A 17,747-nucleotide genomic window follows, 5' to 3' on the forward strand; every position below is an offset into this window, starting at 1 on the left:
ATACTATGGCAATTGTACATAAAACTCGAACTCAATTAGTTGCTGAAGCAATTCGTGAAAAAATCCTCACTGGCGAAATCAAAGCGGGCGAGCCGCTGAGGCAAGCCGCGCTGGCAGATGAGTTAAATGTAAGCCGTATTCCCGTTAGAGAAGCACTCCTGCAACTAGAAGCCGAAGGCTTAGTTAACTTTGAAGCGCACAAAGGTGCGACAGTCACACGTTTAAGTGCCGAGCAAATCGATGAAATATTTGATCTACGCGCATTGTTAGAAGCTGAGCTGTTACGCCACTCAATCGACAAGTTGACCGCACGCGACTTGCTCGAAGCCGAAGCCATTTTAGCCGAGCTTGAAGAAGCCACCGCCGCTGGTGATACACAGCTGGCAACAGGTAAGCTTAATGCCGAATTTCACAGCAAACTCTACAGCAAAGCACAGCGCCCACAAACTCGCGAACTGGTGGATGTGTACAGTAAAAACTCCGAGCGCTACGTGCGCATGCATATCCTACTTGCCGGCGGCATTAAAACCGCACCAGAGGAACACCGCCAGCTATTAGAGCTATGCCGCGATAAAAATACCAAAGGGGCTTGCGACTTTTTGAAAAAACATATCACCGGCGCAAAAGATGATATTAAAGCGTTGCTGCTAAAGCTTGAAAGCGAGCAGTAGGTAAATTTGGTTGTATAGGCCCTAGTGGATTTCTGAATAATAGTCATATCTATTCTCATGGCTATTGTTCAGGACGCTGTGATTACATATATATCAAATTAGAAGAACAAGTGCTCATTCACACCCGTACTCGAGGCTGCTCCTTACCCAAACATAATCATATCTAACGCCCCCAACCTTGATCTATATCATCCTCGCAAGACTAAAGTCTCATCAAAACTTGGCGGTTTTTTATCTATCTTTACTAAGTACCAGCGAAACTGAGTAACTTAATATGACAACAACATCCTATCAACAGGTATACCAAATATTTTCCCAAGACCCAGAGGCGTTTTGGCTTAAAGAAGCGACACGTCTTGATTGGCACACGCCACCAAAAATCGGACATAACCAAGATCAAGAGGGGCTGAGTCATTGGTTTAGTGATGGTTTGATGAATACCAGTTATTTGGCACTCGACCACCACGTACACCAAGGCCGAGGCGAGCAAACTGCATTAATTTATGACTCGCCGGTGACCAGTACCAAACGCAAAATTAGCTATCGCGAGTTGCTCTCTCAAGTGAGCCATTTTGCGGCTGGCTTAAATCAACTTGGTGTAAGCGTAGGGGATAGGGTCGTAATTTATATGCCCATGGTGCCAGAGGCGGTCGTTGCTATGCTTGCTTGTGCGCGCGTGGGTGCTATTCATTCCGTGGTGTTTGGCGGTTTTGCACCTCATGAGCTTGCGGTGAGAATAGATGATGCGAAACCAAATCTAGTGATCAGTGCGTCTTGCGGAATTGAAATAGGCCGCACCATTGAATACAAACCTATGCTGGACGAGGCGCTTTCGTTGGCAAAACATCAAGTTGAACATTGCATTGTGTTACAGCGTGAAGCATACCAAGCGCAGATGTCATCGCCAAGGGACCTAGATTGGGCTGTGGTGGCAAACACGCCTGAATCCTTTGATGCCGTGCCGTTACCAAGTACGCATCCGCTTTATATTTTGTATACCTCTGGCACCACAGGCACGCCCAAAGGAGTAGTGCGAGAGCAGGGCGGTCACGCTGTGGCATTAAACTACAGTATGAAAACCGTTTACGGCATGGAGCCCGGAGAAGTGTTTTGGGCAGCATCCGACATTGGTTGGGTTGTGGGGCATTCTTATATTGTCTATGGCCCACTGATTTATGGTTGTACCAGCGTGTTATACGAAGGTAAACCGATTAAAACCCCAGATGCAGGGGCATTTTGGCGAGTGGTTGAAGAATATCAAGTGGCAGCACTTTTTAGTGCACCGACGGCATTTCGTGCCATTAAAAAAGAAGATCCGAGCGCAGCGCTTTTGGCTAATTACAATACCAGCAGTCTAAAAACGCTATTTTTAGCTGGTGAACGACTCGACCCTGCTACCTACGACTGGCTACAGTCCACCACAAAGCTGCCGGTAATCGACCACTGGTGGCAAACTGAAACGGGCTGGGCAATTGCGTGTAACCCAGTAGGGATTGAATTGATGCCTACAAAGGCGGGCAGTGCCACAGTTCCTACACCGGGCTATCAAGTCGAGATCCTTGATGTGGACGGCAGTACATGTGAAGCCAATCAACAAGGTGTTGTTGCGGTGAAATTACCACTCCCTCCCGGTTGTTTAACCACTATTTGGAATAACACGGCGCGCTTTAAAGGCAGTTACTTATCACAATACCCCGGCTATTATCTATCTGGTGACGGCGGCTATTTTGATGAAGACGGCTACCTGTTTATTATGGGACGCACCGATGACGTAATAAACGTAGCCGGACATAGACTGTCAACCGGTGAAATGGAAGAAATCGTTGCTGGCCACAATGCAATTGCAGAATGCGCGGTATTCGCCGGTAAAGACGAGTTAAAAGGTCAAGTACCCATTGCCATGGTGGTATTGAAAGATGGCGTAAACACCACTGAATCGGCAATTGCCGAGGAGATAAGAAGCCTGATCCGCGAAAAAATCGGCGCGATTGCCTGTCTTAAAACCATTAAAGTGGTTGAGCGTTTACCCAAAACCCGTTCGGGTAAAATTCTCAGAAAGAACCTACGCCAGCTGGTGGACGGAGAAGACATTGTCGTGCCATCTACCATTGATGACCCCGCCATTATTGAAGAGTTAAAGCAATTGTGGGATGTGAGCCAGCACCAATAGTTTTTGTGTGTTAGCAGGTTACCCCTAACGCTAAACGTGCATCAACATTAGTTAGAAGCGGGTTCACTCCGCGATCTTTTGGAGTGCAGCTCCCACTAAAATCTGATGTCGTGATAAATCACGACCTACGAGTTTTAGTCACTATCCAGCTGTGTTGCTGAGCTACTAGGGCAAACCTTGTGCTAAACGCGCAGCAGTATTAGGTGGGAGCGGGTTCACCCCGCGATCTTTTGAGTGCGGTTACCTCAAAAATCTGATAGCGCGATAAATCACGACCTACCTGTTTTAGTCCTGTTCTGATATTGTCCGCAAACTGTCCGGTGTCCGTCCAATCCCATTGAATAAAGCCGTTAAATATAATAAATGCTATATAAAACAGTAGTATAAATTCTGGCACGCTACTTGTAATTAGTTACTCATGATAATCGCGGACACCCACTTGTCCGCAAGGAGGTAGCATGATTAAAGATACAAGTGCGCAAGACAAACAAATCGCAAAAAAGCGAACCATAAAAAAGCCTGTGATTGCGTTATTGGCCGTTGGCATCAGCTTAGGTGGATTAACTAGTGCTTGGCCAAGCATTAACACGATTTTATCTGCAGAGCAGACGGTATCGCGGGAGCAAGTCCGTCTCGCCACGGTAGTGAGAGGTGATATCAGCGAAGATATTCGTGTTGAAGGGCGTACGCTCGCTGCGAATAATCCAGACTTATACGCCATCGCTTCGGGCACAGTAACGCTAAACGTTAAACCCGGTGATGCCATCAAAGCAGGGCAAGCGTTGCTTAGTATCGACAGCCCTGAACTAACCAACCGTTTACTACAAGAAGAGGCGACATTTGAACGTTTACAAACGGAAGTTGAGCGCCAACGGATCTCGATTAAACAGCAGCTACTCGACACCGAACAACGCATGGAAATGGCGAAAGTAGACTTAGAAGCGGCAGAGCGGGAAATGGCGCGCTCAAAACAAAGCATCGAAAAGCAAATTATCTCAAAACTAGAGCTTGAGCAGTCAATGGTTGAACTTAAGCGTGCGCAACTACAAGAGCGGCATGCCATCGAGTCGCTAAAGCTTGAGCAAGAGCGACTCGCGTTTGAGCTAAAAAGTAGCGAACTGAGCCTAACCAGACAACAGCATATTTTAGAAGAAGTGCAGCGTCAGGTAGCGGCACTTAACATTATATCGCCGTTGTCCGGTATTGTTGGTACGGTGCATGTCCAGCAAAAGCAGTTTGTACAGCGAGATGCGGCGCTAATATCCTTGGTTGACCTTTCAGAGCTTGAGGTTGAAGCGCAAATACCAGAAATTTACGCCGACAATCTGGGAGTCGGCATGGCCGCTGAAGTATTTATCAATCAATATCAATATCATGCAAAACTGGTCGCTATTTCCCCTGAAATTGAAGCTGGCCGTGTTAGCGCGCGAGTACGTTTTGATGAACAACCAAGTGGTCTTCGCCAAAACCAAAAGGTATCTACAAGAATTATTCTGTCGCAAAAGCAAGACGTGCTCAAAGTAAGGCGTGGTGCATTTGTTGAAACTGGCGCAGGGCGTTTTACCTATGCGGTTGTCGGTGAGCAGGCTGATCAAACACACATTCAGCTCGGTGTAAAAAGTATTTCTGAAGTTGAGGTTATCGAGGGCCTGAGTGAAGGACAAGAAATCGTGATCTCAAGTTTAGAACCGTTCAATAACAAAGCGCGAGTGTTACTCGGGAAGTAGCCCCATCTTGCGCATCGAATAAGAATGAGAAGGAATAGACAATGTTAAAAATGAATGAAGTAAGCAAAATCTATCGAACAGATCTGATTGAGACCCATGCGCTCAGTAATGTTAATTTAACCATTGAAGAAGGGGAATTTATTGCGGTCACAGGCCCGTCAGGATCAGGCAAAACGACCTTTTTGAACATTGCCGGTTTGTTAGAACGTTTTGAGCGCGGTGACTACTTTCTAGATGGTGAAAACGTTGCCAATCTTAACGATAAAAAGCTGTCACAGCTAAGAAACGAAAAAATTGGCTTTATCTTCCAAGGCTTTAATCTTATCAGCGACTTATCTTTATATGACAACGTTGAAGTCCCCCTTATTTTTAGGGGAATAAAAGCCAGCGAGCGTAAAAAGCGCATTGAAGAAGCGCTTGAACTCGTTGGGCTTGCAAGCCGAATGAAACATCATCCTGCACAACTAAGTGGTGGGCAACAGCAGCGTGTGGCTATTGCCAGAGCGCTTGCAGGGAAACCTAGATTCCTACTTGCGGATGAGCCAACGGGTAACTTAGACAGCTTAATGGCAAGACAAGTGATGGATTTATTACAAGAAGTGAATCAGGCGGGCACCACATTGATTATGGTAACCCATGACAATGAGCTGGCTCGAAGAGCGGGTCGTAATATCCAAATTCTTGATGGTGAGCTAACCGACATCACTAAATCTCAGCTAACCGAACTGGCAGTATAGGAGCAAGCGATGAAAGAGCTAATACTATTAGCTTGGCAGGGATTAAAGCAAAAACCCAAGCTAAGCGCACTGATGGTGATCAACCTTGCAGTTGGGATCACCTTGATGTTGACGATGTCAGCCATTGTAAAACAAAGCAGCAGTGAGGTGATTGGTCATAAGGGTGATTACTTGTACACCGCGGGTCTGAATTTTTTTGATAGTGACCAAGACGTTGTCGATTTTAACCAATTTCCTCGCTGGACGTATCAAGATGCAGAGGCGCTTAAGCAAGCGGATTTACCATACGAGCATCTATCATTTAACTACACCACAGAGTTTATTGTGGGGCTGGCGGATAACTCAGTTAGGCCTATTAGTGTAGAAGCTTCTGGTACAGATAGAGATATGTTTAGTGTACTAGATGCGCCGTTTATCCACGGAGCTTCTTGGAGTGAACAAAGCCAACAAAGTGGTGAAGCGGTCGCTGTGATCAGTAAAAACGCTAACGACCATCTTTTTGGTGGGGCGAATTCTGTCGGGCAGTTTATTCAAGTTCAAGGCGAACAAATACAAGTCGTGGGCGTGGTTGATTTAAGTAATTATAAACGTCGTTTCCAAGATTTGAGCTTTAGTAATAATTACAATCACGATGCTTTTATCCCGCTAAATTATGCCTATGCGCAAAACTTTCCACGAACAGGGCAAGTATCGTGTAGAACCGACGATTTATACACCGCAACCAACCCACGCAGCGGCAATATCGACATGCTGAAAAGTGCTGAATGTGGTTACTTGACGGTTTGGTTCCAGTACCAAAATGATATGGGTGCGGCACATCTTGCTGAACTAAAAACTTGGTTGAATAACTATATTACAAATCAGCAAGAGGTAGGCCGTTTTCAACATAATAATCTCACCGATTTTTATAGCATGGGCGAGCTCTATATTTTGATCCAACGCTTTTTGGCATGGGAAGCCATTTACTTAACGTTTTCGTATTTTCTGTTTGGTATTTGTTTAGTGAATACGGTTGGCATTTTGCTCGCCAAATTCCAAGCCAATCGCAAGCTCATTTCCCTTTATCGAGCGCTCGGCGCAAACCGTGGGGTAATAATGAAAATTCACTTTTTAGAGATCTTGATGCTCACGGTTGCGTCCGTAGCACTTGGCTTTGTATTGGCATTCGCGGGACTTGAATTGATGTTCCACCTACGTATGTATCAGGCAGATTATATGGCGTTTGCCGAGCAAGTTCGTCAAATCTATCAGTTCGATATTGAGCTGGCACTTTTGACCACCATAGGCATTTTCTTGGCGGTTGGGATATCTGGATTATATCCGGTATACCGTAGTAGCCGTGTATCACCAGCTGCAGAGTTAAGGGGGTAAGTATGGCGATTAAACATATTTTAAAACTGATCTTAAAGCAAAAAAGTATTGCACTGTTAATCATTCTACAAATCGCGATCACCGTGATGATTGTCAGCAATACCGTGTTTATCAGCTATGCAACGCTACAAAACTGGCTAATTCCTTCAAAGTTGGAAGAGCAACAAATTCTCAACGTAACGACGCGTGTGTTTGATACCTCGGTAGACGTGCAGTCACTTATAGAAAAGGATATTCAAGCGATAGAAAATGTGCCGGGGGTCGTTGCCGCATCTTATGCTGGTAGAGAGCTGGTATTAAACAGCTTAGGCCCTGGATGGACTATTTTTAAAGATACTCAACAAGAAACGGATTACAGCGTGTTCGGCTACTTTGGCTTAGATGAAAAAGGGGTAGATGTACTTGGACTTGAGCTCGTTGAGGGGCGTAGATTTTATGCCAGTGAATTTATCAAAGGTGATGAGGCAACAAAAAATGCAGGCGTTATTATGATAAGTGACGACCTTGCCACGTCCTTATTTGGTGATGACTCTGCTCTTGGACAGACGGTGTATATTTCAAGACAACGCATTCCACATCAAGTAGTTGGTGTTTATAAAGGTAAAATGCTTGGAGAAGGCGCAACATACAATCAACAACCCTACAATTCGGGGGTTGTACCTGAAGTCATTTGGGGTAACCGTCAACGAGCCAATTATTTAGTCAGAGTTGAAAAAGGCGTGTCTGAGCGAGTACTAGAAGAAGTTGAAACGGCACTTTATCACACCAACGGACGAATGGTTGAGCGAGTAGAGTTTGTTGCTAGGGCAAAAAAACGTTTGTGGGATGGCCGTAGCACCTTTGCACTCACCATGGCAGGCATAAGCATCATTGCATGCGTGGTCACCGCGCTTGGTATTGTCGCACTTGTCAGCTTTTCTGTTAGCCTAAGAAAGAAAGATCATGGTGTTCTTCGTGCGTTAGGTGCATCTAAAGGCAAAGTGATGTGGTCTTTAATTAAAGAAAATACAATTTTAGTCTTTATCGGTTTAGTGCTAGGCTTTGGCCTCTCGATTTTGCTTTACTATTTTTTGATGAATAATGTTCGCGTGCAAAGTGTGGTAGAGATCCCGTTATTGGTTGGGGTAGCTATTTTTACTTGGCTTGTGAGTACATTGGCAGTGTACCTGCCTGCCAAAGAAGCTGCGAAAGTGTCGCCGGCACAAGTAACTAAATCGAGTTAATAATAAAAACAATACAGCCCCGAAAGGGGCTAAATCTACAAATTAGGATCAAAAGCGTTCATGAGTGTATTGGTAATTGACGATAATCCGGATGTAATTCAAGCCATTAAAGTCCTTTTGTTGCTCAATGATATTCCGTGTGAAGGTGTTACCTCTCCGCAGCTGGGCCTAGAGAAAGTTCGTAGCAAACAGTTCGACTTAGTTATTCAAGATATGAACTTTACCCGAGACACCACCAGCGGCGCGGAAGGTAAAGCCCTGTATAAAGCCATTCGAGATTTAGAGCCAGACTTACCCATCATCTTACTGACCGCTTGGACGAATCTTGAAATGGCGGTGGAGCTTATTAAAGATGGTGCAGCAGACTACTTAGCTAAACCTTGGAAAGATCATAAACTCGTCACTTCAGTGAAAAACTTGCTCGAAATGCGAGAACTACAAGAGCAAGTAAGTAGCGCTGCTAATCAGCGCAATGCCAGATTACAAAAGCTAAAAGCGCAATACGACCTGTGTGGTGTGGTGGTTGCCGATCCGGCCATGTTGAGCTTGCTTGAAATGGCGACGCAGGTTGCGCACTCCGATGCACCAATTCTGATCACAGGACCAAACGGCGCTGGAAAAGAGAAAATTGCAGAAATCGTGCAAGCCAATAGCAGCTATAAACATAAACCCTTTATTAAAGTGAATGCGGGGGCCATTCCGGCGGACCTCATTGAGGCCGAGTTATTTGGGGTTGAAAGTGGTGCTTATACAGGCGCACACAAATCGAGGGCTGGGCGCTTTGAAGCAGCTGATGGAGGCACCTTGTTTTTGGATGAAATCGGCAACTTGTCTTTGACAGGTCAGCAAAAGTTACTAAGGGTTTTACAAAGTGGTGAGTTTGAACGCGTTGGCAGCACGGTCACGAAAAGGGTAAATGTTAGGGTGATCAGTGCCACCAACAGTAATTTACCAGAGGCCATTCGCGCAGGTAGTTTTAGAGAAGACTTGTATTATCGGATCAATATGATTGAGCTTAAACTGCCGCCACTATCTGAGCGAAAAGAAGATATTGCCGTGTTAGTGGATCACTTTTTGCCGAGCAATAAGAGTTTGAGTAACACGGCAATGAAGCAGTTAAAGCACCACACGTGGCCTGGAAATGTCAGGGAGCTTGAAAACACCATAGGCCGTGCTGTGTTGCTGAGTCCCGGGCAAGAAATTGAGTGTGAGCATTTAGCAATTCAAACACCACAACATGAAGAGCCGCTTGAATATACACAAGCAGATATCGAAGCCGCATTAGACAGCGCTGATGGCGTAGTCAGTAAAGCCGCAAGAAAGCTTGGATTAAGTCGGCAAGCACTATACCGGAGAATGGAGAAGTTTGGTTTAAAATGACGGTGTCTCTTCAAGCAGCGGTGTCTGCATGCCTATTTGTATCACTATTGGTGTTTGCGGCTATTCTATGGCTGGCAGCTTTATTTGCAATACCATTTACTCTGGCAATTCCGGTGGGACTACTTGTTGCGGCGGTAGTAGGCGTTGTCGGTATCAGTTACTTTTGCTCTCGCCAACAGCGGATCATAGATTGCTTAACGGACGGGATCCGCAGTTTTAAAGATCAAGACTTTTCAGTTCAAATTACGCATTTTGAAAGTATAGAAATGTCTGATTTAATTTTGGAATATAATCGTTTATCGACAACACTAAAAAAGCAGCGTCACGCTACTAGCCAACGGGAGTTACTACTCGATACTATTTTGCAGGTGTCACCGGTATCTATTTTATTACTAAACCAATTTGATCAAGTGGTATACGCTAATGATAAAGCAGGAAAATTACTTAACAAAAAGTCGTTAAGTGGCCTTGTGCTTCATCATGCCATTGCGAATGCAGATCCTAAACTGCAAACTATTTTGCTACAAAAAGAGTCTGGGTTTGTGACCTTTCAAGCCAATGATGAAAAGCAAAGCTATTACTTTTCAAGGCAGAGCATAACACTCAACCACCAGCCGCACGTGTTGCTTATGTGTCAAAATCTATCAAGCGAAATGAGCCGTCAAGAAGTAGGGCTTTGGAAAAATGCCATCCGTCTTATCAGTCATGAACTCAATAATTCATTAGCGCCTATTTCTTCACTGACTAACTCCGCAAATACAATTGTTGAGCGCAGTGCTGAAGAGCAAAACCACGCTCTTATTCAACTGTTGCCTGAAATGCTGGCAACCATTAATCGCCGTACCGAAAACTTGAGTGAGTTTGTCGCTAAATATAGCGAGTTTGCGAGGTTGCCCGCGCCTAATATTACAGAGCAACCCTTGCAGCCCATACTTGATACCGTTGGTAAGCTTTATGACTTTACTTTGCTCGCATCACTCCCAGTAAAGTGCGCTTTTTTTGATCCCATACAGGTAGAGCAGGTGTTGATTAATTTAGTTAAAAACGCCCATGAATCAGGGTCTAAGATAGATGAAATAGGTGTTAAGTTGCTGGTTGATTATCAACGTCTGATAGTCGTGGTTGTTGATAGAGGTGTAGGAATGGAAGAAGAAAAGCTAGCAAACGCAGTACTACCATTCTTTTCTACTAAACCCAGTGGCACAGGGGTAGGATTGAGTATTTGTAATGAAGTCGCCATTGCCCACGGTGGACAACTTAAGCTATTTAATCGCAAAAAAGGTGGCTTAATGGTGCAGTTTGACCTACCCCTCGTCGCACCAAAAGCATAGCGTTGTTATTACACTAACCCATATCAGGTAGGAGCGGGTTCACCCCGCGATCTTTTAGGTTGTAATTCCGCACCCTATGCCACGGAAATCTTTTTGCTCGGATAAATCAAGACCTGCAAATAACAAGCTTCACAGGTTTATACTGTAGGTCTTGCTTTATTGTTAATCCAGGGTGCTCACGAGGGCTTTTTAACGCTGTGTAACGTCTTAAACACCAATCATCATTTCTAGGTAGCGATAAACAATGCACCTAACCTCACACTGCCTCTACGGCAAATGTTGCTGCAACCAAAGGGTAGCTTTTGTTACTTTGTAAGTTACAGTAAGTTTCTACTGCCTCTACGGCAAATGTTGCTGCAACAAAATTGTGTCCTACTTAAAGCATTCAGCCCAAGGGTTTCTACTGCCTCTACGGCAAATGTTGCTGCAACTTAAAAAGGATTAATTATGAAAAGTCAGGTATATAGTTTCTACTGCCTCTACGGCAAATGTTGCTGCAACGAAAGATGATTTTAACTCAGTAAGACCATTTATTAGTTTCTACTGCCTCTACGGCAAATGTTGCTGCAACGAGATGAGATTCATTTAAGTAGAATCGCTACGATGTTTCTACTGCCTCTACGGCAAATGTTGCTGCAACCCTACCTTCTGTAGCCCTTGACTGACACGGCCTGTAGCGGCTAATTGGATGAACCTCCAGCGCCAATCAAGAAACTGTGTTGATATTAGCAAAAAACAGCCATTTTGGAAGTAAAAAGTTAAGCTAACTAATTGATTTAATTGAAATGGATGAACCTAAGGGTGGGTTTTTAGGCTAACAGTATGATAGTTATAGTATTTTTAAAAAATCCCTATATCAGGAAAGAGGTTCATCCAGAACCGTATTACCTTTTACTTATAACCTACTGCTTTATATTAAAAATACCTAAAAATTATACTTAAAATAAGTGAGGTTTGTTTGCGTGATTAGCTTTTGTGAATATCACTTTACCTTACTCAAGAACTTACCTATTCTGCTAACTCAATTAACATTACGAAAGGAGTCAGTAAACGATGGGGTTAAATCAAGAAGCAATCACCGGCTATCTTAACGAGCTGCTACCAGACTCACAGCCAGACTTACTCAAAAGTGCAACCGACTACCTCAACCACCATGGAGAAATAGCAGGGTGGATAGCTGAGCAATCACCGCCAGTACAGCAACGCCTAAGTGCGCACTATATTACTGCCGAGCAGCCAAGGGCATTACAACAGCCGCTTAATCGAGAGGTTAGTACTAAGGTGGGTAATAATTGCTATCGGTTAATTATTCCCTCTACCCTTGGCGCAGATCTTACCAGTAAGCTGCCTTGCAGCGCACAAATTGACAAACATAAAGCGAATTATACGGCACTCAAGGCGCTAACTATCGCGCAGATTTTTGGTGAATTAGGCTTAAATACAAAGCATAGGCCTTGCCATAAGCAGCATGTGTGGGAAGTTCGCCCGCTCACTCGTACGCTTGATGATCTTCATGATGAAATAAAGCAGCGCTTTTTACCAAAACTAGACGAGCCAACCTACAGTTTACCGTCATTGGGGTTAACTGCATCGGCCAAGCAGCAGTTACATGACAAGCACAATCGTTTGTGGCTAAAACTTGCTAAACCGGCACGGCACTTTTCTTATCAAAGTGTTGATAATGGCGAGTATTATTGCGAAATGCGTTTAGCAGATATGCAGCTGGTTTACATGCCAACAGGGTTGGTACTTACCATACTCTCAATACAATTTAACGACATTGTTCATTTACAAAACACCACACAAACAGAGCCAATTCTTACGCGACACGCCATTACATTGCAAGATTTAGTTGAACTGAATGCTGCGTTTTATCGCACCAAAGGGCAGTTAGCACTGTTTAATACTCAAGCGCGCTGGCAACAAAAAGCTGCGCCTTTTAGTTGGCTCGACATCATGAGTTTGTTACTTAATCAACGTAATTTAAATACAAACGAGCAAGTCAACAGTCCTTTCGCTCAGCAGTGGCAGCTTGCACGGCCACTTGGGTATATGCAAGCCTATTTACAGCAAACAAAGCAGCACTTAAACACACAGGTACAAAAGCTCATGCTTGCGCAAACAATGGCACTGCAATTGCGTTTAGCAAAGCGGCAGAGTATGGCCTATTTGATAACCGAGGATGAACTAGAAAGTGGCATTGGTGGGGCAGACATCCGACATCAGTTTTCACGGGAAGGGGGCTGTGTACTCATCAACCCCAACCGAATAGGGCAGCAACAGCGTATTTTTCATCAAGGCTTTATTGCCAACCAAGGTACGCAGTATGTAGCGGTATTGGTATTGGCGTATGCGGAATACTGCCTTTTACAGGCAATGCAAAATAGTACCCAAATGGATGGTGCGATAAGGCTTGAACAACAGGTTATTACTACCATAAAAGAGCAGCAACAATTATTATTGAGTCACCGCATTAATAACCGGTTTGCTGAAGTCAGTGTGTTGACCATGCTAAATCAGGTGTATTGCCAGTGGGATAACATATTTAATATTAACTTGTACCACCAGAGATTGGCTGAAGATATTCGCGAATATCATGAATTAATAGCGCTGTACCACCAGCAGCAATCTCATACACATAACGCAAAAATGGAGCAAGAAGCCAAACAGCTCAGGGAACAACAACAGCAACATCAAAATAAAATAAAAAATATCGCCACGTTAGGCACTGCACTTATTTTTATTGCCAGCGTGTTTGGCACTAACTTTGTAGAAATGACCACGCTATATTATGGTGAGCCAATTCGTTTTTTCTCAAGTGATTGGCATGCCGTATTTATTGGTTTGGTGATGCTCACGACCTCAGCTTTTGTCTATTATTCAAATCTAAGTATTAACAAACAAATTGCGCGAAAAGCCAGTGTCACACACCAAAAACAAAGCCAACCTAAGCGCAGCCGCTTGTCACTTACTTTACTAATATTTGGGCTTGTTTGCGTATTTGGCTGGGGTCATAAAATGTGGTTTTAGTCAATCACACACTAACATAGCTGCTTAGCAACCTGTAAAAACTACCTTTCGTTTTGCCAAAACCGCTCCTCAAGTAGGAGCGGGTTCACCTCGCTCGCTTTTGATTTAGCTGCCTTTACGGCAAATGTTGCTGCAACCAGTTGGTGAAAGTACTCCCTATTGGGCTGTATGATGTTTCTACTGCCTCTGCGGCAAATGTTGCTGCAACCATGTTTACAAGTTCTCAATCTCACGTAGTTTATATTGTTTCTACTGCCTCTACGGCAAATGTTGCTGCAACTTTTTCACAACCATCCATCCTTAGGGGGATTTATAAGTTTCTACTGCCTCTACGGCAAATGTTGCTGCAACAGGTATTCAAGCAACGGATACAGCCTTCTCAACAGGTTTCTACTGCCTCTACGGCAAATGTTGCTGCAACCGAAGTATTGAGAAATATATCTAAAGGTAATCCAGTTTCTACTGCCTCTACGGCAAATGTTGCTGCAACAGAAAGTCAGCTTGATGAATCATTATCTTTCTCTAAGTTTCTACTGCCTCTACGGCAAATGTTGCTGCAACACACGTAGACGAACCAAAAGAGGTACTGATTCTAGTGTTTCTACTGCCTCTACGGCAAATGTTGCTGCAACATGTCCACTCGACATATATTTTTTTAAATCGTGATTGTTTCTACTGCCTCTACGGCAAATGTTGCTGCAACCCTACCTTCTGTAGCCCTTGACTGACACGGCCTGTAGCGGCAAATTGGATGAACCTCCAGTGTCAACCAAGAAACAGTATTGATTCTAGCAAAAAACAGCCGTTTTGGAAGCAAAAATTTAAGCTAACTAATTGATTTAATTGAATTGGATGAACCTAGCAACTGCTTTTTAGGTTAACTATATGATATTTTTAGTATTTTTAAAAAATCCCTAAATTAGGAAATAGGTTCATCCAGAATGGTATCAACTTTTGATTATAACCCATTGTTTCTTAATATAAGTTCCTCAAAAAAAGTGATAAAAGCTCCGCCCCAAAATAAAAGGTACAAGATTTTTAATCGTGAACATACTTTGTTAAGAATTGGGTTTCTCAAAGTAAGTTAAAAAATTTGTGCGCTAGGAAAGCAGGCAACGGCCTTTCCTTCAAGGTCCATGGATTTTGTTCTGGTAGTGTGGTTTAAATAGTAAAAGCGAATGTTTGCTGTGCCATCATAACCATCAACCAATGATTGCAGTTCTTGCTTGAGTTTTACCAATGCCGTTTCATTTGCTAGTTTAATCTCAAAGACAGAATACTGAACGCGATCACCAAATTCCAATAGCGTATTTCCTACCTTTCGTCTCAGTTTGTCGTTTTCTATGTCAAATGTGACTACGTAAATTAAACTCATCTAGGTAACCGCCATGGCGTAAAATGGGGAGACTCTCCTTTGAGCCAGTCTATTAAATGATAATTCTGTTGTTGTATTGCGTCTAATAAACTGTAATGCAGCTGTCCTTGTTTATATTTTGGTGTTTGTAACGCTTCTATTAATAGCTTGCTCCACAAACGTCGTTTATCCTCTCTTATTCGGCAAAATGTTCCTTGTTGTTCAAAGTCAGCTACTGATATTTGATTTAAATTGAGCGCATTAATCATCGTGCGCTCGACAACAAATCTAAATGGCTCCATTAGATCACTCGCTAGAGTATGATGCTGCCCTTTGGCCTGGTGGAGGCCTGCATAATTTGGGTATAAGCCAGCACTTTGTAGTAAAGTACTTACATGGCAATACAGTAAGCTGTAGCCATAAGATAATAAGCTATTAACGGGATCTCGTGGTTGTTGTTTTACTCGCGTTGTAAATTCAAACTGGTCTGGAAGTACTAGCGCGAGTTGCTGATAGTATGTCTTACTGGCGCTTCCTTCAAAGCCTAAGCACTGTGCAATTGAATTTGCCCCTTTGAGCTTATTCAGCATTTTAGAAAGAGGTTCATGCATTAACTTTCGCAATCTTAGTACTTCGCGTTGATTATGGATTTTAGCACTCAGTAATGTTTTACTAAATTCAAGCGCCGTTGATTTATTTGCAAATCGACTTGCTTGTATTAGATGAAGTTCGTTTAAAGGGGAGCTTGCTAATGTTTGACCTATGTAGTTGCCAAAACCATCGGCAAAATAGACGTTAATTTTTTGCTTCATTAAGCGTTTAAGTGCTGGCGTAGTGATATGATGATTACCAAATAATACAACGGTTTGTAAATGAGTAAGCGGGATCAGGGCTTGGGTATCGTCACCTTGTGTTATTTTTAGCCGCTTTCCTTGGCAGTTAAGTAATGCAGAGCGGCCAGTAATACATAGCGTCATGGGACTATCATTAAAATAGCAACTGTTTGAAGTCTCTGGCATTGAAGGTGGCTGTTTTTCAGGCGTTGGACTCTTTTCCGGTTTTATGGAGATCACTAAATCGTTGATGAATAAATATCCTAAAAACTTGACTCCCTTGGATATGTGTACAACTTGTGTCTTTTCTTCATTGAGCTCCAATCCCTGATGTGCGATTACTTTTTTCACATTTTCTAGCGTGCGCTCGGCTTGTTGTTTGGTTCGGCATAAAATCAAAAAGTCATCAGCGTAACGTACTAAACGCTGCTCTTGGTTACCTAAAATAGCATCGAAGGGATCGAGCATAAGGTTGGCAAGTACAGGACTCAGTGAGCTGCCAAGGTTTAGCCCGCTTACTTGCGAAATATCATGTTGTTGAGTGTTGGCTATGGGGGCATGTAACATGGCGTTGAGTATTGCCCATAGCGGGTCATCACCATAGAGCGCCCTTAAGCGTGCGATAACTTGGCTAGGCTGCAAGCTGGCAAAAAATTGTTTAATGTCGGCATCTAGCACGTATTCATAACCGGCTCTTACTGCTTGCACAATGCTATCGCGTGCAGTTAAGCGCGAATATCCACGGCGGTAGGCATAACTTGATTTACTGTAGAGCAGATCAAGTGAGGTGCCGAGCCAAGTACTAAGTGCTTTATGGGCAACTTTATCTATAAATGATGGTAGTAATAATAGTCTTTGCTTTTGCCCCGGTTTATCTAGCATTTTGGGGTTAAGCGCACCCGGTTGGTAGTGCAGGTTTTGTAACGCGCTTAAGAGTCGCTCGAACGCTTGTTGCCCCCATGTTGATTGCGCGCTTTTTGGCAGTTTTTTAATTTCGTGTTGCCAAGCAAGTTCTAACGTTTGTAAGTTAAACACTTGTTTTAACAAAGGGGTAGTACGGGTAAGGGGAATAAATCCCAGCTCGCCTTGCTCACCGCATAAGTGGTATCGTCCCATCCCAAAATTGCGGTTTTGCCCAATACCTATATATTGCCCTAACACTAAGGTTACCCAATTATCGTAACTAAGCTGGTGCGTATTTAGAGTGAGTGTACCTACTAAACCGCCAAGTTGTTTGGTCTGTTTTCCTTTGCTTTGGTAGCTGGTATCAGCCCAGTGCAGATCGGCGGTCATATCGCACTCTACTGGCGCTTGCCTTGCCGGTCTGGTATAGCCTAGTACTTGACATAACGACGCATAGGCATCAAAACAGCGGTCAATAATAAGGCTGCCGTGAAGTTCATCACTTTGTTGATAAACTCGTTTCCCCGAGTGGCTGAGTCTAACTGGGCTTTGAAATGAAAGGGTGACGCTGTGGTGGTGTTCACTGTAGCGTTGCCATTGCTCTGCCTCTAGTAAAATCGAGTGGTGATCGTATTGCGTGGTCATTAATGGGTGCGCCACAGGCATTTGAGTCAGTGGATCAAAAATTTGATGCAGCTTAATGTTATGGGCAAGCGCGCCGTAGCAATGAGAGGCGGAGCGCGGTAAGTTAGTTAGCTGAGTAAATAGCTGCTCAAGGTGTATTTCCGGTAGATTAATACTTATCAAATAAAAGCGATACCGCGTGCCCTTTTGATATTGAATAACACCGCTCTCAGGCGCGTGCACTAATACGCGATTTTGTATTTGCTCAGGAATATTTAATAAGGTGTTGATAAAGCCCCGCAATACCGCTTGATGAAAAAACGGCATCGAGGTAGTCGCACTAAACTCAAGCTCTACACCATATACTCGAATGGGGTATAGACTCATTACGGC

General features: G+C 43.7%; 11 protein-coding genes and 2 CRISPR repeat arrays. Of the genes, 9 read left to right on the forward strand and 2 right to left on the reverse strand.

All coding sequences use genetic code 11. The features are described from left to right. The first annotated feature begins 5 nt into the window (after positions 1–5). The 9 genes from EXT48_RS06870 to EXT48_RS06910 all read left to right on the forward strand — a co-directional run bounded on the left by EXT48_RS06870 (position 6) and on the right by EXT48_RS06910 (position 13,640). Positions 6–671: a GntR family transcriptional regulator gene (locus EXT48_RS06870; RefSeq protein ID WP_039495756.1), complete on the forward strand. Its 666-nt coding sequence runs from the start codon at positions 6–8 to the stop codon at positions 669–671. A gap of 274 nt (positions 672–945) precedes the next feature. After that, positions 946–2,841, forward strand: a complete 1,896-nt coding sequence (locus EXT48_RS06875) for a propionyl-CoA synthetase (RefSeq protein ID WP_130163993.1) — start codon at positions 946–948, stop codon at positions 2,839–2,841. Positions 2,842–3,299: 458 nt separating this feature from the next. After that, positions 3,300–4,568, forward strand: a complete 1,269-nt coding sequence (locus tag EXT48_RS06880) for an efflux RND transporter periplasmic adaptor subunit (protein ID WP_130163994.1) — start codon at positions 3,300–3,302, stop codon at positions 4,566–4,568. Between the two features lie 41 nt (positions 4,569–4,609). After that, positions 4,610–5,305 (forward strand): ABC transporter ATP-binding protein, encoded by a 696-nt coding sequence (locus tag EXT48_RS06885; RefSeq protein ID WP_010604884.1) that lies wholly within the window; start codon positions 4,610–4,612, stop codon positions 5,303–5,305. A 9-nt stretch (positions 5,306–5,314) separates the two neighbouring features. Beyond that, positions 5,315–6,676 (forward strand): ABC transporter permease, encoded by a 1,362-nt coding sequence (locus tag EXT48_RS06890; RefSeq protein ID WP_130163995.1) that lies wholly within the window; start codon positions 5,315–5,317, stop codon positions 6,674–6,676. A gap of 2 nt (positions 6,677–6,678) precedes the next feature. Then, entirely contained in the window at positions 6,679–7,899 is a 1,221-nt protein-coding gene (locus EXT48_RS06895) for an ABC transporter permease (protein ID WP_130163996.1), read from the forward strand. 60 nt (positions 7,900–7,959) lie between these two features. Continuing rightward, complete coding sequence (locus EXT48_RS06900) at positions 7,960–9,279, forward strand: sigma-54 dependent transcriptional regulator (RefSeq protein WP_130163997.1); 1,320 nt, start codon at positions 7,960–7,962, stop codon at positions 9,277–9,279. Next, positions 9,276–10,610 (forward strand): PAS domain-containing sensor histidine kinase, encoded by a 1,335-nt coding sequence (locus EXT48_RS06905; protein WP_130163998.1) that lies wholly within the window; start codon positions 9,276–9,278, stop codon positions 10,608–10,610. The genes EXT48_RS06900 and EXT48_RS06905 overlap by 4 nt, the downstream gene beginning before the upstream one ends. A 254-nt stretch (positions 10,611–10,864) precedes the next feature. Further along, positions 10,865–11,250: a CRISPR direct-repeat array (repeat unit 35 nt; unit sequence GTTTCTACTGCCTCTACGGCAAATGTTGCTGCAAC). Positions 11,251–11,663: 413 nt separating this feature from the next. Continuing rightward, the gene (locus EXT48_RS06910) at positions 11,664–13,640 is read left to right on the forward strand and encodes a hypothetical protein (protein ID WP_130163999.1); all 1,977 of its coding nucleotides are present in this window, start codon (positions 11,664–11,666) and stop codon (positions 13,638–13,640) included. A 102-nt stretch (positions 13,641–13,742) separates the two neighbouring features. Beyond that, positions 13,743–14,343: direct repeats of the CRISPR family, unit length 35 nt; unit sequence GTTTCTACTGCCTCTACGGCAAATGTTGCTGCAAC. Positions 14,344–14,724: 381 nt separating this feature from the next. On the opposite strand, the gene cas2 is transcribed toward EXT48_RS06910, so the two are convergent. Together cas2 and cas1 are read right to left on the reverse strand one after the other, a co-directional pair. Then, positions 14,725–15,015 carry a CRISPR-associated endonuclease Cas2 gene (gene cas2 / locus EXT48_RS06915; RefSeq protein ID WP_130164000.1) on the reverse strand — a complete coding sequence of 97 codons (291 nt, stop codon included), beginning with the start codon at positions 15,013–15,015 and terminating at the stop codon, positions 14,725–14,727. Next, positions 15,012–17,741, reverse strand: coding sequence for a CRISPR-associated endonuclease Cas1 (gene cas1 / locus EXT48_RS06920; protein WP_130164001.1), 2,730 nt, complete (start codon positions 17,739–17,741; stop codon positions 15,012–15,014). Before cas1 ends, cas2 begins: the two co-directional genes overlap by 4 nt. Between the last annotated feature and the right edge of the window lie 6 nt (positions 17,742–17,747).

The sequence above is a fragment of the Pseudoalteromonas sp. CO348 genome, from assembly GCF_004208845.1.
GTDB lineage: Bacteria > Pseudomonadota > Gammaproteobacteria > Enterobacterales > Alteromonadaceae > Pseudoalteromonas > Pseudoalteromonas maricaloris.

Excerpts from the sequence above, each read along its gene's own strand:
- cas1 (WP_130164001.1), bottom strand. The coding sequence starts at position 17,741 with ATGAGTCTATACCCCATTCGAGTATATGGTGTAGAGCTTGAGTTTAGT.
- EXT48_RS06900 (WP_130163997.1), top strand. The coding sequence starts at position 7,960 with ATGAGTGTATTGGTAATTGACGATAATCCGGATGTAATTCAAGCCATT.
- cas2 (WP_130164000.1), bottom strand. The coding sequence starts at position 15,015 with ATGAGTTTAATTTACGTAGTCACATTTGACATAGAAAACGACAAACTG.
- EXT48_RS06895 (WP_130163996.1), top strand. The coding sequence starts at position 6,679 with ATGGCGATTAAACATATTTTAAAACTGATCTTAAAGCAAAAAAGTATT.
- EXT48_RS06875 (WP_130163993.1), top strand. The coding sequence starts at position 946 with ATGACAACAACATCCTATCAACAGGTATACCAAATATTTTCCCAAGAC.
- EXT48_RS06870 (WP_039495756.1), top strand. The coding sequence starts at position 6 with ATGGCAATTGTACATAAAACTCGAACTCAATTAGTTGCTGAAGCAATT.
- EXT48_RS06905 (WP_130163998.1), top strand. The coding sequence starts at position 9,276 with ATGACGGTGTCTCTTCAAGCAGCGGTGTCTGCATGCCTATTTGTATCA.
- EXT48_RS06885 (WP_010604884.1), top strand. The coding sequence starts at position 4,610 with ATGTTAAAAATGAATGAAGTAAGCAAAATCTATCGAACAGATCTGATT.
- EXT48_RS06890 (WP_130163995.1), top strand. The coding sequence starts at position 5,315 with ATGAAAGAGCTAATACTATTAGCTTGGCAGGGATTAAAGCAAAAACCC.
- EXT48_RS06880 (WP_130163994.1), top strand. The coding sequence starts at position 3,300 with ATGATTAAAGATACAAGTGCGCAAGACAAACAAATCGCAAAAAAGCGA.
- EXT48_RS06910 (WP_130163999.1), top strand. The coding sequence starts at position 11,664 with ATGGGGTTAAATCAAGAAGCAATCACCGGCTATCTTAACGAGCTGCTA.